This window comes from Bifidobacterium cuniculi (assembly GCF_000741575.1).
GTDB lineage: Bacteria > Actinomycetota > Actinomycetes > Actinomycetales > Bifidobacteriaceae > Bifidobacterium > Bifidobacterium cuniculi.
In genome coordinates this window covers 97159-116961 of the sequence record NZ_JGYV01000017.1, presented here as the reverse complement: position 1 = coordinate 116961, position 19803 = coordinate 97159, and the positions used below count along the sequence as shown (strand labels likewise).

The following is a 19803-nucleotide window of genomic DNA, read 5'->3' as shown; positions in this document are numbered from 1 at the left end:
GCAACAAACTAGTTATATAACTAATTATCTATATATATAGTCGGATGGTCCACGGGCGCTCCCCGTCGGCGCCGCGGGACGCAAAGGGCCAGGCGCCCGTCGGACGCCCGGCCCCGCTCCCCCGGCGCGCTATTCGCCCATGGAGGCCAGCTCGCGCCGGATGGCGTCCACGACGATGGACGCCATCGTGCGCCCCGAGCGGACGGCCGCGACCTTGAGCTCGGCCTTGAGCGAGACGGGGACCTTGACCCCCATGAGCACGCTCGCCTCCGGCTCGCCCGGCGCGCCGGCGTCGCCCTTGCGCTCGGTGTCCTGGATGTCCATGAGCCTGGGGGCCGCGGCCGGCCCCTGCGGGCGGGCCAGGTTCCTGACGGGTTTGATCATCGCATTGCCTCCTTGAGTTCATGCCACACGTCCTCGTATCCGTGCAGGTTGCTCGCGAAGCGCTGCCCGTACGCGTTGGACAGGTCGCTGCGCTTGGGGATCTCGGCCTCGAACACGCTCGCCTGCCGCGAGGCGAGGTACTCGCGCGCGGCGCGGGCGGCGAGCGTGTTCGCCTCGACGCGCACCATGAGCACCGCGTAGGGCCGGCCCGCCGCCTCGAGCACGTCGACGACGGCGCCCGTCTGCTGCAGGTCGAGGCCCGACGTGCCGGTCGGCACGACGACGAAGTCGGCCATGTCCTTGGCCATGTCCGTGACGTTGCCCGTCGGGGGCGTGTCCACGACGACCAGGCCGTCGCGGCCCTCGTCGCGCAGCCGCAGCAGGTCGGCCATGTTGGCGCTGCGCACCTCGAAGCCCAGCGGCGAGCCTCCCTGCGCGGCGTTGTACTGCCACAGGCTCGCGCTGGACTGCGAATCCGCGTCCAGCACCACCGTCGGCACGCCCTCGCGCGCCGCCTGCGTCGCCAACGCCATCGCGGTGGTCGTCTTGCCGACCCCGCCCTTGAGATTGATCACCGAGACGATCATCGTCGCCTCCCTTCCGCGGCGCACGCCGCATGGATACGGAACAGCATCATACACGCACCTATATAACTATATAACTAACTATATGTCCGTCGGCGCGGCACCGGGTCGAACCCGATATAGTTAATTATATAGATATATAGTTAACTAGCAAGTCCGGCGTGCCGCGGGGTGGCCCTCGCCCCGCGCCGACGGATGCGACAATGGCCGGGACGCACAAGGACCGACGAAAGGAGACGCCATGGCGATCGACGAGGAGACGCTCAAGGCGTTCAGCGGCGTATACGACATCGAACAGCCGTCATACGACCGCGTCATCACGCTAGACCACATGAAGGAGCCCGTACCCAACCCATTGCTGGACAAGGACGACGTGTGCGCCGAGGTCCAGATCAACGCGCGCGGCGGCGAAGGCCCCTACGCGGTGGCGGCCGGGCACGGGGCCGCCATCCGCGACGCCCTGTTCGACGGGCTCACCCCCGGCGTCGACTACACGAAGCTCACCAGCGAACAGGCGTTCGACGACGAGGCCGCGCGCCGCATCATGGACGACTACCGCAAACGGGGATGGGACGCGGGCGAGTTCTGGATCGACGACGCCCGGCTCGTCGTCGCCGCGGCGCCCGGATACGGCACCGCACAGGACGACTTCGACCTGCTCAACGACTGGGCCGCCGGCGATGTGTACGAGATCCGCGAATACCGCCGCCACGAATGGCGCGACGAACACGGGGCGACGATGAGCACCTGGGACCAGACCGGCTACCTCGGCGACGTGTACCTCGGCGGCGAGCGAGACTGGACCGCCGCGTTCGACGACCCCGGCGACATGCGGGACGCGGCGCCGGCCGCCATGCCGGACATGCCCGCCGTCCCGACGGCCGCGCCCGACGTCCACGGAGCCGTCCGATGAGCGCCGGGGAACGCACGCCGGCCGACCCGATAGGCGCTGGGCGCGCGCACGACCCGGCCGCATGGCAGGCGTACTGGCGGACGCACGGCTACGAGCCGGTCGGGCTCGACGAGACCCAGGCCTCGGCGAAGGCGGTCGAGCTTTCCCGCAGGGCGTCCGCGATCCTCGAACGCGAACGGCTCGACCTGCATGAAGGCTCCGCCGCGCCCATCGAGATGCGGCGGTGGGGCGAGGAGGTGTGCTTCGCCGCCGATGCGCCGCACGGCTCGCAATGCCTCGTCTGGATCGACGTGGAGGACACCGACCCCGAAGAGCTCGAGGACATCGTCGCCGAGGAGCTGCTGCACTGGCGGCCCGACACGACCGACGAACGCGACCGGGACGACGAGGCGTATTTCCACGCCGCCGGCCGGCGCCTGCTCGAACACGCGGACACCCCCGCCGCACCCCGGCCGGACGGCACGACGATCATCCGGGGCGATCCCGTGCCCGACTACGCGCCGCTCATACGCATGCTCGACGGCCAGGTCATCCAGCTGGGCGCCGATGTGGACTCGATCAACGACACGGACCCCAACGACGTACATGACGAACCGCGATTCGACATGACGGCGCCCTGGAACGCCATACCAGGCGAGGACGCACACGGCATGAACCGCTGAAAGCCCCACGGCTCCGGCACGACTGACGCGCACCGCCGTACATGGGCGGCGGGCGTCACTCGCCGCCCACGCCCCGCCGGTCGTCGTTGAACAGCTTGAGCACATACAGGGCGACGGCGCCCACGCCGCACAACACGACCAGGAACCAATTGCCCTGGAATATGAACCATCCGATCCCCGCATAGCACGCCCACCGGCCGACCTTGAGCAAGGACCCGACGGGATCGGCGAGGACGACGGCCACGACGGAGAACACCACGAACCCCACGATTGCATACAGCGCGAACGAAACGATGTCACCGAACCGCATGGCGACCACCTCCAAAAGACACATAGTTATATAACTATATAACTAATTATATCACCGGTTCGACGCTGGAGCAATAAGGGATGCGGCACCCGGGCCGCGTCGGCGCCGGACGGCTGGGAGCGATGTCGAAAGCATGCGGCCCAAGCCCCTGCACCCCCTCAACGATCCTCGGCTGCGCTTCGGGGTATCGCACCCATGGAATAGAGGTCTTGCGCCTGCGTGAGGCACATTAGCGCCACGAATGATTCAACCAACGCCTTCGGCAACGCAACATGAAAACAGATATCCGCCAAATAACTGACCGCGCCGAAGAACAGCATCAAGTACTGATAGAATTTCCACTTCCCAGTGTATCGCTGAACGCTTTCGTTGCCCTTTGCCCTCCACAGCTTCGCGAACATCCAGGCGGCGAAGCATCCTTGCACGAAACAGTAGACCGCAATGAGACCAAGAGATTGCCGGTCCCTTCCTTCAGGGGAAGCCAAAGACACGTACACCAGAACAATGCCGGATGTCACACAATACCACACCGCGGCACCCGCCGTCACGAATCTCATCATCAGATTATAGGAATCACATTTCACTTGACGTATCATGAAGAAAACCGCTATGGCAAATGCAATAGACACCGTCGAGACGGCCTTGCCTTCGACGGAATCCGAATGCGAAATGAGTGCATATGCATGCATCAGCAGCCCAATGAACGTACAAAACAAACATGCAATTATCACCAAATAACTAATATACTGGCCCATCGGAAGGAACGGATCCTTCAGCTTGTGACGTACCAACCATGCATCGATGCGTTCAACCTTGTTTTTCCCATTTGACATGAGGTTGCCTTTCTCTAAGCGACTACAGCAATTCGCCATTGCCCTATGACACTAGGGCACACCACCCCTTTCCCGCCCCGGGTCACAGCCCGAATCGCCTGCAGCCATCCACATTCGGTACATGCCAGGACGGTCCACGTCATGCATGAGATCGGCTACATTAGGCCGAGGCCGCACTGGAACACACGGTTCCTCAGCACCCCACCGTCTCTGCGGGATACCTGCAACATACATCAACCCACCAATTGGGCGCAAGCTGGGGCAACGCGCCCTGGGCCCCCGCGAACGACAGGCATGTGAGCACCAGGGACAAGCCCATGTCGAAACCATGCGCACGCCGGCTCATGTGGAACTCATACTGCTCCATACAATCATGCATCGGATCACTGTCATGGTCGAAGATACCGGGCTCACGCAATTGCGCCTCGGGCAGCGTCCCCGGATCCGTGCCTACGGGCCGCTCCGAACGCAGCCGCTTGCGAAACACACCCCCATCACACACGATCGACGCGGCACGCTCCCACCATGCGGCGCTGACGCGCGGCACCGCACCTGCAAGCTCCGCGAACCGCAGGCACGCGAGCACCGTAGACAGGCCCAGCGTGAACTCCTCGCCGTTCTGCCGCAGATCGAACAAGTACGCCTCACCGCCCTTGCCCGCATCCATCGCCATGGCGACGATGCGCGCCGCCGGATCCGTATTCGTAATGTGCTCCTCCATCATGATTCCTTTCCTTGCTCCGGGTCGCAAGCCGGCCCGTCCTCAACTTTCCGCGCCAGTAATAACAGCATCCACAGGGTTGCATCGAGACCCCAATAGAGCCATGTCGATGTCGATTGCGCGTATCCTCCGCTGAGGGCGATGATGAGATTCACGGCCGCCAGACCGGCCTGTACGAGGGCGGCAAGCATGTGCAACCGGTACATGCCTGGATGTCCCGTGTCATGCATGTGAACAGCCAGATCGGCCTCAGTCAGCGCGATCGCTGAGCACAAGACGAACCAAGCCGCCGCCGCGATAATGCTCAAGGACACGATTCACCCTCCTTATTCCATGTATGACGGATCAACCTGGATGACGGGCGTCGAATCGTCTCGTGCGAGAAAGGTCTGCGAGAACCGGACCTCGGCGCCTTTGAGCAGGACACGCGACACGCGGTCGCCCTCCTCCTCCAGTCCGACGCCGCGCTGGAACACGCGGATGAAATCGTTGCGGTACCCATGCTGTCCCGGCAACCAGTTGGCGACGCCGTACTCCACCTCGATCCGCCCGCCTGTTCGCCGCCATTGCACAGCCCACAGCTCCCAATCATCCCCGTCCACATACAGGTCGCTTTGCCGCCATGGCGCATCATCGGCATTCCCGCGCCGCCACCGCACATCCCCCAGATCGCAATCATCCATCTCCGCGTACAAGCCATCCTGACGCCAGGGGGCTTTCCGCCGCCGGAGCTCCCGCAGCCCCGCCCGCAGCGTGTAAGCGAGGGCATACACCATGAGACCCACGAGCCCGGCAGCGGCGGCAAGCCCGACCAGCAGCAGTATGCACAGCAGGAAGGGTTCTGCGGCCACAAACATGTCGAATATCTTTTCAGTCATCTTTCCTCTCCTTTCGATGCCTCACCGGCGTTGCAGGATACGTCGGGCGTGAGTATCTCACCGGTGAGTTTCCGTGTACGACGAATCAGCCTGTATGACGGGCGTCGAACCATCCCGCATTAGGAAGGTCTGCATGAACCGAATCTCGGCGCCCTTGAGCAGGACACGCGACACGCGGCCTCCCTTTTCCGTCAGTCCGATGCCGCGCTGGAACACGCGGATGAAATCGTTGCGGTACTCATGCTGTCCCGGCAACCAGTTGGCGACACCGTACTCCACCTCGATCCGGCCGCCTGTTCGCCGCCATTGCACATCCCACAGCTCCCAATCATCCCCGTCCACATACAGGTCGCTTTGCCGCCATGGCGCATCATCGGCATTCCCGCGCCGGCGCCGTCCGACGAACCAGCCGACCAATGAGACGATCATGCCGAGGCAGCTCGCCGCCGCGGCGATCATCATCAGCCACAGGATCACATACAGCCACACCTCGGAACCCTCACGGACGATCACCGCCGATCAACTCCTTTCGACGCGTGCGCGTCCGGCGTGCCGAGCGCCGGCTGGTCGTCGCGCAGCCAGTCGGTCACGAGCGCGTTGACGCTGGACCGTTGGCGGCGGGCGTGTTCCGTCAGCCGCGCGCACAGTGCGGCGGGCATGCGCACGCCGATGCGCACGGTGGCGCAGGGCGCCGCCTGCCGGCGCGGCCCGACGCCGGCCGTGGCGCCCGCGGCCTGGTCGAGCCTGGAGCGGATCACGGAGACGATGAGCGAGTTGAGCGATGTCCCCGCGGCGTACGCATGCTCGGACAGGGCGTGGTGCAGCGGCAGCGGCAGGCGCAGCGGGACGCGAGGACGCTCCTCGCGGTCGATCCGGTCGAGTCTGGAACGGTCCAGCACCGGCGTGTTGATATCCATGTTTTCTCTCTCTTTCCTTGGATGCCTAGTGTGTTCTGAATACGTCCCTGAGCTCGTTCGCCAGGGTGCCGTAGCCGGTGCCGGCCGGCGGCCGCTCCCCCGGTTCGGGCAGGGCGGCGAGCCCGTCGTCGTGGCCGATGGCCGCCACGGTGTGCGCGAGGCGGTGTTCGTCGAGCCATGCCTGCGCACGGTCGCCCTCGCGACGGTCCGCGGCGTCGGCGATGAGCACGGACGACGCCACGGCGAGGTGGTGGCTCATCTGCCAGGTCGCTTTGAGCGATTCCTCGTCCGTGCGCGACACCAGGATCGCCAGGCTCGCGCATTCCAGGGCGCGACGTGTGCCCCGGGAGGCGCCGTGCGGCGCGTCCAGCAGCGTCCAGCCCCCGTCGTGGCCGGCGCCGGACTCCTCGAAGGCCGCCGCGTCGACCACGTCGAACGGCAACGTGCGCCCCGACCGTTCCGCCGTGCGCGCCCACGCGCACAGATGCCCGTCGGGGGCCATGTCGACCACGCGCACGGGGGCGCCGTCCGACGCCAACGCCCACGCGGTGCACACCACGCTGATGGTCTTGCCCGCCCCCGAGAGCGCGGACAGGAACGCGACTGTGCGCGCCCTGCCGCCCAACGCCTCGACCGCGCGGCTGCGCCGGTCGCCGCGTTCGCCGCGACGGCGTTCGGTCTGCACGATGCGGGCCTGGTCGATCGCCTCGGGATGCATGTCGAGCCACGCGACGAACCTGCTGCGCGACAGCTCGCTGCCGTCGGGCACGACGCCCTCGGTCTGGGCGAACCGGGCGAGCGTGCGACGGCCTTTGACCGTCAGGCCGCCGAACACGCCGTATTGGTCGTCCGCGCCGATCGCGTCCGCCAGACAGGCCGAGCGGATGGGGCACATGTCGCACAGCACCTGCGCGGCGGCCGTCAACGCCCGCTGCCGGGCGGGGTCGTTGAGCCGGTCGGGGCCCCACATGTAGTCCTGGATGCGCGGATGCAGCCCCGAGCACACGCCCTTCACGACGCGCCGCCTTGCTCGCGCAGCCGGCGCAGGACGCGCGACGTGTACGCCTCCACGGCGATGATCGCGCGCCTGCCCAACGGGCCGGCGCTTGGGTAGCCGGCCGTCACGTCCGCCAGCAGCCGGTCGATCGTCTCGTACGCGCCGCGCGCCATGAGGCGCAGCACCCCGGCCTCGCCGGGATCGCACGGCCCGTCCAGCCTTGCGAGGATGCGCTGTCCGTAGCGCAGTTCGGCCGACAGCGCCGGCAGGGTCAGCCGCAGCCATACGTGCATGAGCGCGTTCATGCCGCACCTCCCCGACGTTCGCGGGCGCCAATGAACATCGATCCGCCACGGCGGGCGCGTTCGGCCGCGATCTCTTGCTGGACGCGCGCCTTCTCCCGGGCCGCCTGCTCGGCCTGCACCCGCTGCGCCTGCGCGTCCTCGCACAGCAGGCCGCGCAGCACCGCGCGCAGCTCCGTCTGCGACAGGCCGTCGTCGGCCAGGGAGACCAGACGGCGGTCGTGCGCATGGCGCACCGCGAACGACGGATAGCGTTGCGTGAACTCGGCCGCCTCGCCGACGCCGCGTACATGCGGGCAATCCTCGCGGTGCCCGGCGGCGCACGTCGCGCCGGGCGACGGCGTGCGCGCACCGGACCGGCCCCTCGCCAGCGTCATGTCGTCGACGAGCTCGTCGAACCCGTCGGCGAGCCGGCGTCCCGAACGAAGCCGGCGCCGCCAGTACTCGCCGCCGGACATGCCGTCGCCTCCCATCGCCCAGTCGACCGCGGCGCACGCCCGCGCCGCCGGATCGGCCACGCCCTCGGCGCGCAGGCGGCCCAGCAGACGGGCCACCGCACGCAGGTCACGGCCCGTGGCCTCGGGACAGGTCAGCGACACGGCCCGACGCGCCTCGGCCAGATGGTCGCACACCCGGCGCGCCTCGGCGTCCGGACACGCGTCCGCATCCGGCCCGTCCCCCTCCCGCTCCGTTTCGGGGCTCTCCCCGCTTGCGGGGGGATACCCCGTAGGGGTAGGGGGTAATTGTTGGTTATTAGTTGGTTGGGTGACATTGTGACACCCCTGCCCGGTCACAATGTCACCCCTGCCCGACGCATCCGGTTCAGGGGTGACATTCTGACACCCCTGAACAAACGGCGTGTTTCCAACGGTTTCGTCAGGGGTGACATTCTGACGCCCCTGACCCGTGACGGCCTCACGCTCGTCACGGACACGCTCGGCGGACACGTCCTCCACACGCTCGAAACGCTCGGTGAGCACGTCATAGACGACCGTCCTGTACCCCTTGCGCTTCCACTCGCCCGTCTCGGGATCCATCTGGTTCCATGCCTGGTTCGGGTTCTGGCGCACGTACCCCAGATCGATCAGCGCGCCGAGCGCGCGGGTCACCGTGCGCTTCGACAGGAACGTCGACGCCGCGATCGTATCCACCGAGGGCCACGCGCACCGGCCGTCCTCGTAATACGCCCTGAACGCCAGATACGTCAGCACCGCGCCCATCGCCGGCGTGACTCGCCCGTCACGCAGACGATACACCCGCTCCGCAGTACCCGCCGTCATCTCAGACTCCCCCGCTCATGCGCCGCGCCCATCAGACGCGCGCGCTCCACCGCGACCATCGGCAACGGCATGCCCACCATCACCGACACATAGAAATCCTGGCTGCCGTCCGGCGGCGACGACACGATCAGACGCACCTGCCACCGCGCATACCGACGCGGCGCACCATCATCGACAACACGCATCAGCGCTTCCCCTTCCCGCCGGTAGAATCGGCGATATGACGTTCGAACGAATCAAGAACCTCCTGCGCGCACGGCGCGCCGGACACCAGCCAACGACGGACGCGGGCGGGCCCGTACTCACGGCACATCCAGCCGCCGCCATCGACATCCGGCCCGTCGAAACGCAGATGGAGGCAGACGAAGTCTGGGCATTGCTGTCCGAACAGATCGAGCATGGCTGGGACGACTGCCTGCCACAGCCCCTCGCCCACGACGACGACGCGTTCCGGCCTACGCTGATAGGCGCGTGGGGACAAGACGGCCTCATAGCAGGCGCGTTCGTCATGCCAGACGAACAGACAGCCGACGCTTTCATGGCGAACGGCGTCCAGCACGCCGCACAGATGACCCTGCGCGCGGTAGCCGTCACCCAAGGCATCGCCGTCGCACCGGAACACCGGCGTGAAGGCGTCGGACTCAAGATCAAGCGCTTCTGCGACGCCTGGGCGGCACAACACCACGCTTGCCTCATGCTGTCCGTCATCACGGCCCACGAGGCGCTGGGACTCAACCAGAAAACCGGCCACCACATCCTGCCAACGGACGTCGTCCCCGTGATACAGATCCACGACGACGCCACGGGAACCGGCTGCCTGATCGACCTCGGCCCCCGTGACCAGACAGCCGGGCACAGCCAATGGTCGATCGGCGTAATCGGCCAGACGCACGGGCTCACCGTCCATCTCGGACAATACGGCGCGACCGAAGACCCGCCTCGGGGCCCGGACGACATCACATGGATAGCCCATATCGGGACCTGAACCACGCATCAGCACGTCTCCTTCCGTGCGAACGGGTCGATGACCGGCTTGCGCATGATCGCCGTCATATCGAACCGTGCCTTCGAACGGGCCTCGCGACCCCGCGAACCGGGCGTCGCGTCCGATGGCGGGAAGAGCAGATCCTCGTTCACCCGCGCATCCGCGCCACCCCCGGACGACGGGTGCTGCGCCTTCGCCGCCTCCACCGCCCGGCGTCTCCTTGATTTCCTGGACATAAGTCCTCCTCTCTCCATTCGTCTCCGTCGCGGCCCGTCTACGCTCTCGGAAGACACCGCATTGACATCCACGACCCAACCCGATACGCTGAAACGACGGGAAGAGCCGGGAACGAGCCGGGCGGCGCATCCACGCGCGTACCGAACCGTTCCGGGAATCCTCTCTCCTTCTCGGACCGCCGAAGACCATACCCACATGAACCCGGCGGTCCTTTTTCATTCCCATCGGGCCTCACCGGTCCAGATCCTCGACGCCCAGCAACGACGCCACCGCCAGGACCGCCACCGCGAACCACCACACCGCCAGATCCGCAATCCGTCCGAAAGCCGCACGGACACGCCCGACGATCTCAGACACCATCGGAACCCCCAACGGCCGGCGCTTCCGTGAGTTCGCCGCCGATCCGCTCCAGCTCCCGACGGCACTGCGCCGCCCGCTTGTGCTTACGCTCGCCCTCGATCCGCTCGCTCGACGCGATCAACTCGTCGAGCACCGCGTCCACACGCTCCTTGGCATGACGGTAATACTCCACGTCTCTGCCGTATCCGCGAGGTTCGGGCACCACGAACACCCACTGCGGGTCCGCGTTGTAGCCATCCTGGACGATCCGATACGAATACCCCGCATACAACGGGATCTCGAAACGATTCTCATTGGACATGATCCAACCTTTCAACAAACCAATACAAAGCCACCGCGCACACGACCACACGCACCATGCGGCCCGCGGACCACACGAAACGCGCATACCATGCGACCGTGGCAGGAAACACGCCCCCACCCACGCCCGACGAGTACCAGTCGCCGGACGCGGGAAGGACGCAATAGCATCGGCAAGGAATTACAACCGATGCCACCTCCCGCCGCAACGAAAACAATCGGGACTTGACTAGCAGAGTCCCCCGAATGCTCGCCATGAACATGGCGGGAAAGGAATTCGCCACTGGCGCCAAGGGTGAGAAACTCACCCTCAACCCGGCACGGCTCTAAGCCTGAACCATCGAAACCAACCGCAAGTAGACCACATCCGGACACACCCCGCCGCATGCGTGGGCCGTGACATGCGCCAAGACCGCATAGCGTGACAAAGGTGGCAGGAAATGCGTCTCTTCCTGCCCGACGAGTGCAAGTCGTCGGGCAGGAGAAGACGCACGGAACCGGCAGGGATACGACCGGCACCGCGACCCCACCACAACCAGCAACCGGGTCAATGATCCAGACCCCCCGATTACTCGCCACGAACGTGGCGGGGAAGGATACAACCATGAGCATTGAACTCATCACATGGGAACCACAACGCAAGAGGCCCCTCGCCGACGACACCGATCCACAAGCACTGCACGACGAGCTCGCACTGCGCGCCCGGAACGGTGAGACGGTAGACGTCACCGGCGTCAAGGGCGAACGCATCACCCTCAATCCGGCACGGCTCCAAGCCTGGACCATCGAAACCGATCGTAAGTAAATCATGTCAGCGGACGTGGCAGATGTGGTCCGCGCACACGTGCGGGCCACATCTGCCACGGCACCCGCACACTCGTCAACGCCAGTCATCACGCCACCTCCAACTCCACGTCCGCACACTCAGCCTCACCATCGAGACCAAGCACAAAATCGGCAGACAAACCAAACTCATCATGAAGAAGGCGTAAATCCTCTGCGCTCCAAGCCATCTTCCCGTTAACCTTTTTCCAAACGTTGGAAGGTGACTGTTCCATATGCTCCGCAAGAGAACGATAGGTCAGCAACTGTGTGTGCATCCACTGAGACATCTTTGTAGGCATTCTCTGAACAGTCCTTTCTTTCGTCTAACGAATATCATATGGTTTCTTTTGACGAAATGCAAATCGTGTGTGAGAATTAGTACGAACACATCAGAAATTATTGAGAGGCGAAGGAAATGAGCACTGTCACACTAGAACGTAGCGATCTCGTGCAGAACGAGGTTGACCTCACTGAAGCGGTCATTGCATGGAACATCCGAATGCAACTTACCGCACAGGGACTCACCCAGAAAACCCTCGCGGAAGGAATGGGCCTACGGCAGCCTACTTTGACCAATAAACTGAATGGACGGATTGCATGGTCTATCGCAGATCTCGTTAGAGCAGCTGCCTGTCTAAACACTTCTCCCGAGAAGTTGCTTGATCCGAATTTGATGCAGCAGCTGGGCGTTAACACAGAATTAACAAAAAACCCACGGCGACACGCCGTGGGCAATGATGGTGAGCTCCTGCGGCTGGGCTTGAACCAGCGACCGTCCGATTAACAGTCGGATGCTCTGCCAACTGAGCTACGCAGGAATGCTGCAGGCTGAACTGCTCCAGCACAACGAGAAGTCAATATACGCGGACCATACATAAAAAGCAAGTCGGCGTGTCGCATCCCCCCGATGCGGCACGCCGACTTGTCTCTCCCTCGTTGTCCCCAGCGGACCGAAGCGCACGCTCACCCATCGCCTTAACTGCATCGGCGATGGACGCACGCCAACCGCAACCTTGCAAGGTGTACGATCGTCGTCCTTGACTCGTCTCCCTCCATGCGGGAAGGTCGACACGGTCCAGGCCAACAAGAACGATGGTACGCAACAATGAAGCATTGTGCGAGATTCCGGGGCATTCCCTCACACAACCTACATAAATCCACCAAGGGCATGATTCGCATCCCCGCATCGCGGATCCCAGCAGGAAGGCAACAGGCCGCAGGCAACGGCAGTTTCCCGATACGGCCCCGCATTCCGTGGACGACTGCCTTCCCGGCTGTCCGAGGCTCAGGTTCCACGCCGTGGGGCCTTGCATGTCTGGGTTAAGTAAACAAATGTGTGTCTCAATGTGCTGGTGAGCTGTTGGTATCAGTAGCGTGTCGGGATGTCATTAATGGTTGGGGAGTTAATCGGGCGTGTGATTTGACATTTGCGGTTTTGCTTGTTGCATGAACAGGCGAAAATCATCACGGGCCGCCAAGTGCCCCATCTGCGAACGACCCATGCGCAAGAACGGGCATACCAGTGCCGGCCGGCAGCGATGGCGCTGCGACGTGCAGGGCCGCGTGCTGTCATGGCAATGGGCCGCAAGCGGGAACACGCAGGCATACCAGGCGCTGCCGGGCCACGTACGCCGCGCGGACGCGGTGTGCTGCGACGGGGCGGCGGGCGCGATCGGCGCGATCCGGATCCGCTGGCCCAAGGCACGCATCCAACGCTGCCTGGTGCACGTGCAGCGTGATGGACGGCGCGACCTGACCGCGCACCCGCGCACCGTGCCCGGACGGGAACTGCGCGAACCCTGCCTGCGCCTGGGTGGCATCCGGGGCATCAAGGACGCGGCCCAATGGGCGGTGGACCTGCACGACTGGCACGAACGCCACCGGGACTTCCTGCTCGAACGCAGCTGGGCGACCGACGACCCGACCCATCCCAGGGCCCTCGAGGGACACACCTGGTGGTGGACCCACCTGCGGGTACGGCGCGCCTGCTTCCGGCTCGAGCACCTGACCGGCGACGCGATGCTCTTCGCGTTCCTCGACCCGCAAGCCACGGTGCCCGGGACGATCGGCGCGACGGCCAACATGATCGAGGGTGGCATCAACGCGGGCCTCAAACGCCTGCTCGACCTGCACCGCGGCCTGTCACAGGACCACATGCGCCGGGCCGCCGAATGGTACCTCTACCTGCATTCCAGGAATCCCGACCCGTACCGCGTGCTCGCCGGCCATCCCGCCGCGGGGGACGGCACGGCGCCGGAACCGCGACCCGCCACCGACGACCGGCTGGGCACCGGCATCCAGATGCCCGGGGCGAACCCGGACAACATCGATGCCTACGAAGACGGCTTCGGCATCAGGAAAGGATGGGTCCGGTAAACGACACGACGCCCGGCCGATAGACACACATTCGTTTACTTAACCCACAAGGGACCGTGCATGACGTGGCTACGGCAGGCCGTACGATGGGCCTCATGCGTCAATTCGACATAGACGAGAACGTAACAAAAATCCCCACGGCGACACGCCGTGGGGACCCCGATTCGCTCCTGCGGCTGGGCTTGAACCAGCGACCGTCCGATTAACAGTCGGATGCTCTGCCAACTGAGCTACGCAGGAATGCTGTCACTGGCTTGAACCAGCGCACAAGTCATACAGTTTAGCAACTTCCATGAATTGTGCAACTCGGCGTGTCGCTACTGTCGGCTGATGACATCCATGGGCATCGACGAGTCGATGGAGAAGTCCAGCGACGACGGCGAGACGCCGGCATCCACGAGGTTCGACCCCAGCATGGCCACCATTGCGCCGTTGTCCGTGCACAGCGCCACCCGCGGCAGACGCACCTCCACTCCGGCGGCCTGCCCTTCGAGGAGCAGCTGGGCGCGCAGCTGGGAATTGGCGGAGAATCCGCCGCCCACGATCAGCGTGTCCGAACCATTGGCGACGCATCCGCCGATGGCCTTGCGCGCCAGTACCTGCGCCACGGAATGTGCCAGGGATGCGCAGACGTCGTCCACGGGGATCTCCTGTCCTGTTGCCTGACGCTGCTCGACCCATCGGGCGACCGCCGTCTTGACTCCCGAGAAGCTGAAGTCGTAGGGGTGTTCCTTGCCGGCACGTCCCTGTGTCAGTCCCTGCGGCACCTTGACCGCCTCGGGGTTGCCCCGCTGCGCGTGACGGTCGATGTAGGGACCGCCCGGGTACGGGAATCCCAGCAGGCGTGCCACCTTGTCGAAGCACTCCCCTGCCGCGTCGTCCAGGGTGGTGCCCACCACGGTCACGTCACGGGCGATGTCCTTGACGTGCAGCAGCGACGTGTGTCCTCCCGAAACGATCAGTGCCATCGTGTTGGGCGGGATGGCGCCGAACTGCAGCTGGGTGACCGCCACATGTCCGATGACGTGGTTGACGCCGTAGATGGGCTTGCCGGCCGCCCATGCGAGCGCCTTGGCGCCGGATACGCCCACGGCGAGGCATCCGGCCAGTCCGGGGCCTGCGGATACGGCGATGGCGTCCACGTCCGCCAGTTCGAGCCTGGCGTCGGCAAGTGCCTTGGATACCACGGGCACGAATGCCTGTTGGTGGGCGCGTGAGGCGATTTCGGGGATGACACCTCCGTAGCGTGCATGTTCGGCCATGGAGGAGGCGACGACGTTGGAGCGCAGGGTGTCGCCCTGTACGATGGCTGCCGCTGTCTCGTCGCAGGTGGATTCGATGCCGAGGATGATGGGTGCGCTCATGATGCGTGGTCCTTCTGTGGTGTGAAACCCATGATGTGCGGTCTGAGAGTGAGGCTCATGGTGTGTGCGTCGACGCCTTCGGGCTGGTAGTAGCGTTTGCGCCGTCCCATGATGGTGAAGCCCTTGGTTTCGTAGAGGTGGATGGCTGCGGCATTGTCGACGCGTACTTCCAGGAGGACGCGTTCGGCGCCGCGCTCGCGTGCTTCGCGGATGAGTTCGTCGAGGAGGGCGCCGCCGATGCCTTTGCCTTGGTGTGCGGGATGCACGCCGATGGTCATGACCTGGGCGTCGTATCCGTCGAACCAGAAGCCGGCGTATCCGCGGATGGTGGGTGGTGTGCGGCTGTCGGTGTCGACGACGTAGTAGCGGTTAGCCGCGGTGAGCTCCTCGTATACGGCGTGTTCGCTCCATGCGCCGGTGCCGAACAGGTCTTGTTCGAGCAGTGCGATGCAGGTGGCGAGCGCCTCGGTGGACAGTTGGTCGGCTTGGACGATCATGCGGCGTTCCCCTTGGTGGGGGCGTGTCCGAGGACGTGTTTGAGCGGGTTGGGGACGCTGACGTCGGGGCGGCGCAGGTAGAGCGGTTCGATGCCGGCGGGGTCCGTGGCCTGGTTGTGGCGGATGGCGGTATGTGCGAAGAGTTCCATGCCGGAGGCGCCAAGGTCGAGCGGGGAGGTGTCGAGGATGTTCTGTGCGTCGAGGGATTGCCATGCGTCGGCGTATTTGCGGGCGCCGTGGCCGATGATGTCGAGGGTGATGGCATGCTGTGGGTGTCGTTCGCGCAGTTCGTCCAGGGCGTCCTGGACGCGGTCGGCGATGGCGTCTGGCCGGTCGATGTCCATGTCGATCAGGACGGTGGGGGTTTCGAGCCCGTCGTGGTCCATGGTGAGGGTGAAGTACAGCTGTTTGCGGCGTGCGTCGTTGAGGGCGAGGGTGACGCCGATGTCGCGGCCGGTGAACCGGCTGATGGCGTTGTAGTCCAGGACGTCGCGCAGCCGTGGGTCGTGCCGGTGGGCGGCGTGCATGAGTGCGGCGTTGGGTGTCAGGTCGTCTTGCGGGATGATGATGGCTCCGGTGGCGAAGGCGAGTGCCTGGGCGGTGACGATGCCGGCGCGCAGGCCGGTGAAGGGTGCCGGTCCGGTGCCCACGATGATGCGTTCGAGGTCGTGGGGGCCGGCCGATGCGTGACGGAACGCGGCGGCGATGTCCGCCTGGAGGCGTTCGACGTGGGTGCGTGAATCGCTTTCGCTGATGGGTTCGTGGCCGACGATGCCGACGGTCGATCCGTATGAGGTGTCGATGACGAGGGTGTGCATGGGTCTGCTTCCGCTGGGTGTGGTCATTGGCTGATGCGGTCGAGGCGGTGCTTGAAGCGCGCGCCGACGGGGTGGATGGTGACGGTGCGCATGCCGTCACTGGTGGGTTGGGCGTCATGGTCCGTGGTCGCGGACGGTCGTTCGATGTGGATGTCGAGGCGTTCGTCCGCCAAGGCGGCTGCCATTTGCTCGCCCCATTCCATGAGGATGACGGTGTTGGCGCCGGGGTCGTCGAGTTCCTCGTCCAGGCCCAGGCTTTCGAGTTCGTCCAGCAGACGGTCGGCGCCGTCCTGTCCCGGCGCATATGCGGCTCCGCCGAGGCGGTAGGCGTCCACGTGGATGAGGTGGATGGGGGTGCCGTCGTGCCGGTGTCCGTCGAGTTCACGCGCGATGGTGAAGGTCGGCGAGACGATGGGTTCCGCAATGCCCAGGCCTTGCCCGAATCCCTGGGCGAAGGTGGTCTTGCCGGCTCCCAGCGGACCGGACAGGAGGATGACGTCGCCGCCTCGGACGCATTGGGCGACGGCCTGTCCCAGGGTGCGCATGTCCTCGGCGTGGGGTGCTTGGAATCGCAGGTCTGTCATGGTGTCACCTCGCTTGCATGGTGTCGTTGCCTTTGCCGGCCATCAGCACGATGGCCCGCTCCAGCGCGTAGATGGGGTCGGCTCCGTTGGTCTTGCACTGTTCGTCCGCCCAGGCCAGTTGCCGGATGCAGCGTGCCAGTCCGGCCGAGGTCCATCCGGGCAGTTGCCGTTGCGCATTGCGCACCATCCATGGCTGCATGCGCGCCTCCGCCTGGGTGATGTCGCCCGCACGCACCGCGGCCGCCTTGCCCAGGGTGCGGCATTTCATGGCCAGGGCTCCGATCAGGGCGATGGGCTCCATGCCCTGGGCGAGCGCGTCGCGCATCATCGTGATTGCCTGCGGGGCGTGCCCGGCGAGCGCTTGGTCGGCGACTGCGAACCCGGTGACCTGGGGGTTGCCCGTGAGATAGGTGTCCACTTGGTCGAGGGTGATGGCCCCGTCGGGAAAGTCGAAGCAGAGCTGGTCAACCATGGCGGCGAGTTCGCCGGGGCGGTCGCCGAGGACGCCGGTCAGCTGCTGGGCGGCCTGGGGGTCGACGCGTCGGTTTTTCGCTTCGAAGCGTTGCAGGGTGAAGTTGAGTCTGGCTTGCGGCTTGTCCAGCTGGGGTACTTCCACGCGTGCCGCACCGTTCTTGGCGAGCCGGTCCAGGAGTGCCTTGCCTTTGGTGGTGCCGTTGTGCCGGGCCACGATGAGGGAGACGTCCGGATGTGCCGCGTAGTCCAGGAGTGCCTGGGCGAGGCTTTCGTCGGCGTCTTCCAGGTTGTCGATGCGGATGACCGCGCCGGCGCTGAGCAGGGAGGGGCTGGTGGCTTGTTCGAGGTCGTATCCGGTGGCGTGGCGTGCGTCCAGGGTCACGTCGTCGAGGTCGGGGTGGGTTTCGAGCAGGTGGTGCGTCCGGGAGCGCGCCTCCTGGCTGTTGAGGTATTCGTCCCCGCCGACCACGAGGGTGATGTGCGTTGCGCGTGCTGCCATGGTTCCAATGTCGGCGCATCGCTGGACATCGGTGCGGACGTCACCCATGGTGCCACCATGGCAGACGGTCCCATGTGCGGATGGTGTCGCGTATCCAGCGTGCCGTGCGTACGGTGGGAGGGGTGGTGTCCCGGAAGTCTTCGCCGCCGCGCAGGAGTCGCCATGCGCGAACGAGTTGGGCCAGGCACCACAGGGATGCACCGGAGGCCAATTCCACGGCGATGATGGCGAGGATGCCTGCCCACCCGGAGACCCAGGGGATGCCGGCCGAGGGGTCGGCGCCGAAGCATCCGGCGACCATGGCGATGCCTTTGGTGCCCCAGGCGCTGACCTGTGCGGGCAGGATGGCCAGCTCGGGGCTGGCGATGGCACATGCGCAGGCGAGCAGACCGAATACCGTGGCGACGTCCATGCAGGGGCCGACCAGGAGGTTGGCCGGCAGGGCCCATCGTGCGATGGACGGGTCCATGACCATCTGGATGGGCAGCGTGAAGGCCTGTGCGGCGATGGTGACGGCCAGTGCCTGGGCGACGCCTCGTGGCATCATGCGGCCCAGGACGGCGGTGAGGGATGGTGCGAGCAGTGCGATGCCGGCGACGGCGGCGCAGGACAGGGCGAATCCGACATGGGTGGCGCGACCGGGATCCTGCATCAGGGCGAGGATCACGGTCAAGGCGAGGATGTGCAGGGTCTGGGGGCGTCGCCCGCAGCATTCGAACCCCATGGCCAGCAGTGCGCCGATGGCGGCGCGGGTGACCGATTGGCTGGGCACGAGCACCATGGTGAGTGCGCCGGCCAGGGGCAGGCGCCACAGTGCGGTGAGACGCCATGGGGTGCGCAGCCAGGCGCCCAGGGCGTGCACCAAGGGTCCCAGGAGCGCGTAGTGGCCGCCGGAGACCGCCATGAGGTGCAGGATGCCGGCCCGTTTGCATTGCTCCTCCAGCTGGTCGGCACGTTCCGTGTCCACGTCGAGAGCCCAGGCGCCTACCGTATCCTGGCCGAGTACCCCGAGGGTGACACCCGGTACGAGGATGCGGCTGTCCGCGTCGAGTCGTGCCGCAACGGCGAAGAACCGCGAGCGCACCCAATCCGCCGTGCGCCACCACCAGGGTGCTGGTTCGCGGTCATGCACGTCGGAGACGGTCACCCATACCGCCTGCGCGTCGTAGGGTGACCGGGCCACGGTGGCGTCCGCCATGACCGTCGCACCCTGGCCGAGCGTGGAGCAGGCTTCCTGGGGCAGCATGGCCAGCACCGGCAGGCCACTGGCTTCGGCCACGCCGTCATGGTGCAGTGCCAGCACGGTCGCCTGCGCCTTGCAGGCTGCGCCGCGCATGGAGGACGCCTGCACGGGCGAGTCGAGGCGCATGCGCAGCGTGGCCGTCGTCCCGGAGGCTGCGCTGGCCGTCATCACGGGGTCGGCCATCCGGTGCAGCACATGGGCCGCCCCTACGCCCATGCCGGCCGCGATGGCGGCGGCACACACGCCCAGTGTCGCCGCATATGTCGCCCCTGCCATGGTGCGCCGCCATGCGGCCGCCGCCGATAGCGGCAGGACGCAGCACAGTGCCGCCACAAGCACCGCGGTGCGGAACGGTTCGGATGATGCCGCCAGCACACCCACCCACATGGATACGGCCGCCAGGAACCATCGCAGGTCCAGGCTTCCCCGTTCCCGTATCTCCCATGGCGGCATGGGCGTC

General features: G+C 65.7%; 29 protein-coding genes and 2 tRNA genes. 6 read left to right on the top strand and 25 right to left on the bottom strand.

Features of this window, described 5'->3' with window-relative positions:
* Positions 1-129: 129 nt before the first annotated feature.
* Positions 130-384, bottom strand: coding sequence for a hypothetical protein (locus tag BCUN_RS08700; RefSeq protein ID WP_033518316.1), 255 nt, complete (start codon positions 382-384; stop codon positions 130-132).
* Positions 381-971, bottom strand: coding sequence for a ParA family protein (locus BCUN_RS08695; protein WP_033518315.1), 591 nt, complete (start codon positions 969-971; stop codon positions 381-383). The genes BCUN_RS08700 and BCUN_RS08695 overlap by 4 nt, the downstream gene beginning before the upstream one ends.
* 238 nt (positions 972-1209) lie before the next feature.
* Between BCUN_RS08695 and BCUN_RS08690 the strand changes: the two genes are divergently transcribed.
* Together BCUN_RS08690 and BCUN_RS08685 are read left to right on the top strand one after the other, a co-directional pair.
* Complete coding sequence (locus BCUN_RS08690; RefSeq protein WP_033518314.1) at positions 1210-1881, top strand: hypothetical protein; 672 nt, start codon at positions 1210-1212, stop codon at positions 1879-1881.
* A complete protein-coding gene (locus BCUN_RS08685) occupies positions 1878-2543 on the top strand; it encodes a hypothetical protein (RefSeq protein WP_033518313.1) in 666 nt (221 codons plus the stop codon). The genes BCUN_RS08690 and BCUN_RS08685 overlap by 4 nt, the downstream gene beginning before the upstream one ends.
* A gap of 55 nt (positions 2544-2598) precedes the next feature.
* Here the strand turns inward: BCUN_RS08685 and BCUN_RS08680 are convergent, their stop codons facing one another.
* From BCUN_RS08680 to BCUN_RS08630, 11 genes are all read right to left on the bottom strand, one after another.
* Positions 2599-2853 (bottom strand): hypothetical protein, encoded by a 255-nt coding sequence (locus BCUN_RS08680; RefSeq protein ID WP_033518312.1) that lies wholly within the window; start codon positions 2851-2853, stop codon positions 2599-2601.
* Positions 2854-3011: 158 nt separating this feature from the next.
* Positions 3012-3686 carry a hypothetical protein gene (locus BCUN_RS08675; RefSeq protein WP_033518309.1) on the bottom strand — a complete coding sequence of 225 codons (675 nt, stop codon included), beginning with the start codon at positions 3684-3686 and terminating at the stop codon, positions 3012-3014.
* A 193-nt stretch (positions 3687-3879) separates the two neighbouring features.
* Positions 3880-4410 (bottom strand): hypothetical protein, encoded by a 531-nt coding sequence (locus BCUN_RS11580; RefSeq protein WP_051920972.1) that lies wholly within the window; start codon positions 4408-4410, stop codon positions 3880-3882.
* Positions 4407-4721, bottom strand: coding sequence for a hypothetical protein (locus BCUN_RS08665; protein ID WP_033518307.1), 315 nt, complete (start codon positions 4719-4721; stop codon positions 4407-4409). Before BCUN_RS08665 ends, BCUN_RS11580 begins: the two co-directional genes overlap by 4 nt.
* Before the next feature lie 12 nt (positions 4722-4733).
* Positions 4734-5285 (bottom strand): hypothetical protein, encoded by a 552-nt coding sequence (locus BCUN_RS11575; RefSeq protein WP_051920971.1) that lies wholly within the window; start codon positions 5283-5285, stop codon positions 4734-4736.
* 57 nt (positions 5286-5342) lie between these two features.
* The gene (locus tag BCUN_RS11570) at positions 5343-5798 is read right to left on the bottom strand and encodes a hypothetical protein (RefSeq protein WP_051920970.1); all 456 of its coding nucleotides are present in this window, start codon (positions 5796-5798) and stop codon (positions 5343-5345) included.
* Positions 5795-6202 (bottom strand): hypothetical protein, encoded by a 408-nt coding sequence (locus BCUN_RS08650; RefSeq protein ID WP_034258597.1) that lies wholly within the window; start codon positions 6200-6202, stop codon positions 5795-5797. The genes BCUN_RS11570 and BCUN_RS08650 overlap by 4 nt, the downstream gene beginning before the upstream one ends.
* 25 nt (positions 6203-6227) lie before the next feature.
* Entirely contained in the window at positions 6228-7217 is a 990-nt protein-coding gene (locus BCUN_RS11565; protein WP_051920969.1) for a WhiB family transcriptional regulator, read from the bottom strand.
* Positions 7214-7504 (bottom strand): hypothetical protein, encoded by a 291-nt coding sequence (locus tag BCUN_RS12580; protein ID WP_033518771.1) that lies wholly within the window; start codon positions 7502-7504, stop codon positions 7214-7216. Before BCUN_RS12580 ends, BCUN_RS11565 begins: the two co-directional genes overlap by 4 nt.
* Positions 7501-8781, bottom strand: a complete 1281-nt coding sequence (locus tag BCUN_RS08635; RefSeq protein WP_034258595.1) for a helix-turn-helix domain-containing protein — start codon at positions 8779-8781, stop codon at positions 7501-7503. Before BCUN_RS08635 ends, BCUN_RS12580 begins: the two co-directional genes overlap by 4 nt.
* Positions 8778-8966 carry a hypothetical protein gene (locus tag BCUN_RS08630; RefSeq protein WP_033518265.1) on the bottom strand — a complete coding sequence of 63 codons (189 nt, stop codon included), beginning with the start codon at positions 8964-8966 and terminating at the stop codon, positions 8778-8780. The genes BCUN_RS08635 and BCUN_RS08630 overlap by 4 nt, the downstream gene beginning before the upstream one ends.
* Before the next feature lie 35 nt (positions 8967-9001).
* On the opposite strand from BCUN_RS08630, the gene BCUN_RS08625 reads away from it, so the two are divergent.
* Entirely contained in the window at positions 9002-9766 is a 765-nt protein-coding gene (locus BCUN_RS08625) for a GNAT family N-acetyltransferase (RefSeq protein WP_051920968.1), read from the top strand.
* 8 nt (positions 9767-9774) lie between these two features.
* On the opposite strand, the gene BCUN_RS08620 is transcribed toward BCUN_RS08625, so the two are convergent.
* The 3 genes from BCUN_RS08620 to BCUN_RS08615 all read right to left on the bottom strand — a co-directional run bounded on the left by BCUN_RS08620 (position 9775) and on the right by BCUN_RS08615 (position 10664).
* Entirely contained in the window at positions 9775-10002 is a 228-nt protein-coding gene (locus BCUN_RS08620; RefSeq protein WP_152598215.1) for a hypothetical protein, read from the bottom strand.
* A gap of 232 nt (positions 10003-10234) precedes the next feature.
* On the bottom strand, positions 10235-10363 hold the full coding sequence (locus BCUN_RS12915; RefSeq protein WP_274518383.1) for a hypothetical protein: 129 nt from the start codon (positions 10361-10363) through the stop codon (positions 10235-10237).
* Positions 10353-10664, bottom strand: a complete 312-nt coding sequence (locus tag BCUN_RS08615) for a hypothetical protein (protein ID WP_033518261.1) — start codon at positions 10662-10664, stop codon at positions 10353-10355. The genes BCUN_RS12915 and BCUN_RS08615 overlap by 11 nt, the downstream gene beginning before the upstream one ends.
* 603 nt (positions 10665-11267) lie before the next feature.
* On the opposite strand from BCUN_RS08615, the gene BCUN_RS08610 reads away from it, so the two are divergent.
* Positions 11268-11468: a hypothetical protein gene (locus tag BCUN_RS08610; protein WP_033518259.1), complete on the top strand. Its 201-nt coding sequence runs from the start codon at positions 11268-11270 to the stop codon at positions 11466-11468.
* 88 nt (positions 11469-11556) lie between these two features.
* On the opposite strand, the gene BCUN_RS08605 is transcribed toward BCUN_RS08610, so the two are convergent.
* Positions 11557-11787 carry a helix-turn-helix domain-containing protein gene (locus BCUN_RS08605; RefSeq protein ID WP_238552360.1) on the bottom strand — a complete coding sequence of 77 codons (231 nt, stop codon included), beginning with the start codon at positions 11785-11787 and terminating at the stop codon, positions 11557-11559.
* 116 nt (positions 11788-11903) lie between these two features.
* Between BCUN_RS08605 and BCUN_RS11950 the strand changes: the two genes are divergently transcribed.
* Positions 11904-12272 (top strand): helix-turn-helix domain-containing protein, encoded by a 369-nt coding sequence (locus BCUN_RS11950; protein WP_081895643.1) that lies wholly within the window; start codon positions 11904-11906, stop codon positions 12270-12272.
* Here the strand turns inward: BCUN_RS11950 and BCUN_RS08600 are convergent.
* A tRNA-Asn gene (locus tag BCUN_RS08600) sits at positions 12234-12306 on the bottom strand. The two genes, BCUN_RS11950 and BCUN_RS08600, sit on opposite strands and share 39 nt — an antisense overlap.
* A 628-nt stretch (positions 12307-12934) precedes the next feature.
* Here BCUN_RS08600 and BCUN_RS08595 point away from each other — a divergent pair.
* On the top strand, positions 12935-13864 hold the full coding sequence (locus tag BCUN_RS08595; protein WP_033518256.1) for a transposase-like zinc-binding domain-containing protein: 930 nt from the start codon (positions 12935-12937) through the stop codon (positions 13862-13864).
* 167 nt (positions 13865-14031) lie between these two features.
* On the opposite strand, the gene BCUN_RS08590 is transcribed toward BCUN_RS08595, so the two are convergent.
* The 7 genes from BCUN_RS08590 to BCUN_RS11560 form a co-directional block, all read right to left on the bottom strand.
* Positions 14032-14104: transfer RNA gene (locus tag BCUN_RS08590), tRNA-Asn, on the bottom strand.
* Positions 14105-14181: 77 nt separating this feature from the next.
* Positions 14182-15228, bottom strand: coding sequence for a tRNA (adenosine(37)-N6)-threonylcarbamoyltransferase complex transferase subunit TsaD (tsaD, locus tag BCUN_RS08585; RefSeq protein ID WP_033516593.1), 1047 nt, complete (start codon positions 15226-15228; stop codon positions 14182-14184).
* Entirely contained in the window at positions 15225-15725 is a 501-nt protein-coding gene (gene rimI, locus BCUN_RS08580) for a ribosomal protein S18-alanine N-acetyltransferase (protein ID WP_033516595.1), read from the bottom strand. The genes tsaD and rimI overlap by 4 nt, the downstream gene beginning before the upstream one ends.
* Positions 15722-16543, bottom strand: a complete 822-nt coding sequence (gene tsaB, locus BCUN_RS08575; protein ID WP_033516597.1) for a tRNA (adenosine(37)-N6)-threonylcarbamoyltransferase complex dimerization subunit type 1 TsaB — start codon at positions 16541-16543, stop codon at positions 15722-15724. Before tsaB ends, rimI begins: the two co-directional genes overlap by 4 nt.
* A gap of 23 nt (positions 16544-16566) precedes the next feature.
* A complete protein-coding gene (gene tsaE / locus BCUN_RS08570) occupies positions 16567-17127 on the bottom strand; it encodes a tRNA (adenosine(37)-N6)-threonylcarbamoyltransferase complex ATPase subunit type 1 TsaE (protein ID WP_033516599.1) in 561 nt (186 codons plus the stop codon).
* Between the two features lie 4 nt (positions 17128-17131).
* Positions 17132-18100 carry a DNA polymerase III subunit delta gene (gene holA / locus BCUN_RS08565; protein ID WP_033516631.1) on the bottom strand — a complete coding sequence of 323 codons (969 nt, stop codon included), beginning with the start codon at positions 18098-18100 and terminating at the stop codon, positions 17132-17134.
* Between the two features lie 40 nt (positions 18101-18140).
* Positions 18141-19796 (bottom strand): ComEC/Rec2 family competence protein, encoded by a 1656-nt coding sequence (locus tag BCUN_RS11560; RefSeq protein ID WP_051920967.1) that lies wholly within the window; start codon positions 19794-19796, stop codon positions 18141-18143.
* Positions 19797-19803: the final 7 nt, after the last annotated feature.

What these genes read in the sequence shown, in the direction of transcription:
- BCUN_RS08700 (WP_033518316.1), bottom strand. Translation starts at nt 384, where the DNA reads ATGATCAAACCCGTCAGGAACCTGGCCCGCCCGCAGGGGCCGGCCGCG.
- BCUN_RS08695 (WP_033518315.1), bottom strand. Translation starts at nt 971, where the DNA reads ATGATCGTCTCGGTGATCAATCTCAAGGGCGGGGTCGGCAAGACGACC.
- BCUN_RS08690 (WP_033518314.1), top strand. Translation starts at nt 1,210, where the DNA reads ATGGCGATCGACGAGGAGACGCTCAAGGCGTTCAGCGGCGTATACGAC.
- BCUN_RS08685 (WP_033518313.1), top strand. Translation starts at nt 1,878, where the DNA reads ATGAGCGCCGGGGAACGCACGCCGGCCGACCCGATAGGCGCTGGGCGC.
- BCUN_RS08680 (WP_033518312.1), bottom strand. Translation starts at nt 2,853, where the DNA reads ATGCGGTTCGGTGACATCGTTTCGTTCGCGCTGTATGCAATCGTGGGG.
- BCUN_RS08675 (WP_033518309.1), bottom strand. Translation starts at nt 3,686, where the DNA reads ATGTCAAATGGGAAAAACAAGGTTGAACGCATCGATGCATGGTTGGTA.
- BCUN_RS11580 (WP_051920972.1), bottom strand. Translation starts at nt 4,410, where the DNA reads ATGATGGAGGAGCACATTACGAATACGGATCCGGCGGCGCGCATCGTC.
- BCUN_RS11575 (WP_051920971.1), bottom strand. Translation starts at nt 5,285, where the DNA reads ATGACTGAAAAGATATTCGACATGTTTGTGGCCGCAGAACCCTTCCTG.
- BCUN_RS08650 (WP_034258597.1), bottom strand. Translation starts at nt 6,202, where the DNA reads ATGGATATCAACACGCCGGTGCTGGACCGTTCCAGACTCGACCGGATC.
- BCUN_RS12580 (WP_033518771.1), bottom strand. Translation starts at nt 7,504, where the DNA reads ATGAACGCGCTCATGCACGTATGGCTGCGGCTGACCCTGCCGGCGCTG.
- BCUN_RS08635 (WP_034258595.1), bottom strand. Translation starts at nt 8,781, where the DNA reads ATGACGGCGGGTACTGCGGAGCGGGTGTATCGTCTGCGTGACGGGCGA.
- BCUN_RS08630 (WP_033518265.1), bottom strand. Translation starts at nt 8,966, where the DNA reads ATGCGTGTTGTCGATGATGGTGCGCCGCGTCGGTATGCGCGGTGGCAG.
- BCUN_RS08625 (WP_051920968.1), top strand. Translation starts at nt 9,002, where the DNA reads ATGACGTTCGAACGAATCAAGAACCTCCTGCGCGCACGGCGCGCCGGA.
- BCUN_RS08620 (WP_152598215.1), bottom strand. Translation starts at nt 10,002, where the DNA reads ATGTCCAGGAAATCAAGGAGACGCCGGGCGGTGGAGGCGGCGAAGGCG.
- BCUN_RS12915 (WP_274518383.1), bottom strand. Translation starts at nt 10,363, where the DNA reads ATGGTGTCTGAGATCGTCGGGCGTGTCCGTGCGGCTTTCGGACGGATT.
- BCUN_RS08615 (WP_033518261.1), bottom strand. Translation starts at nt 10,664, where the DNA reads ATGTCCAATGAGAATCGTTTCGAGATCCCGTTGTATGCGGGGTATTCG.
- BCUN_RS08610 (WP_033518259.1), top strand. Translation starts at nt 11,268, where the DNA reads ATGAGCATTGAACTCATCACATGGGAACCACAACGCAAGAGGCCCCTC.
- BCUN_RS08605 (WP_238552360.1), bottom strand. Translation starts at nt 11,787, where the DNA reads ATGCCTACAAAGATGTCTCAGTGGATGCACACACAGTTGCTGACCTAT.
- BCUN_RS11950 (WP_081895643.1), top strand. Translation starts at nt 11,904, where the DNA reads ATGAGCACTGTCACACTAGAACGTAGCGATCTCGTGCAGAACGAGGTT.
- BCUN_RS08595 (WP_033518256.1), top strand. Translation starts at nt 12,935, where the DNA reads ATGAACAGGCGAAAATCATCACGGGCCGCCAAGTGCCCCATCTGCGAA.
- tsaD (WP_033516593.1), bottom strand. Translation starts at nt 15,228, where the DNA reads ATGAGCGCACCCATCATCCTCGGCATCGAATCCACCTGCGACGAGACA.
- rimI (WP_033516595.1), bottom strand. Translation starts at nt 15,725, where the DNA reads ATGATCGTCCAAGCCGACCAACTGTCCACCGAGGCGCTCGCCACCTGC.
- tsaB (WP_033516597.1), bottom strand. Translation starts at nt 16,543, where the DNA reads ATGCACACCCTCGTCATCGACACCTCATACGGATCGACCGTCGGCATC.
- tsaE (WP_033516599.1), bottom strand. Translation starts at nt 17,127, where the DNA reads ATGACAGACCTGCGATTCCAAGCACCCCACGCCGAGGACATGCGCACC.
- holA (WP_033516631.1), bottom strand. Translation starts at nt 18,100, where the DNA reads ATGGCAGCACGCGCAACGCACATCACCCTCGTGGTCGGCGGGGACGAA.
- BCUN_RS11560 (WP_051920967.1), bottom strand. Translation starts at nt 19,796, where the DNA reads ATGCCGCCATGGGAGATACGGGAACGGGGAAGCCTGGACCTGCGATGG.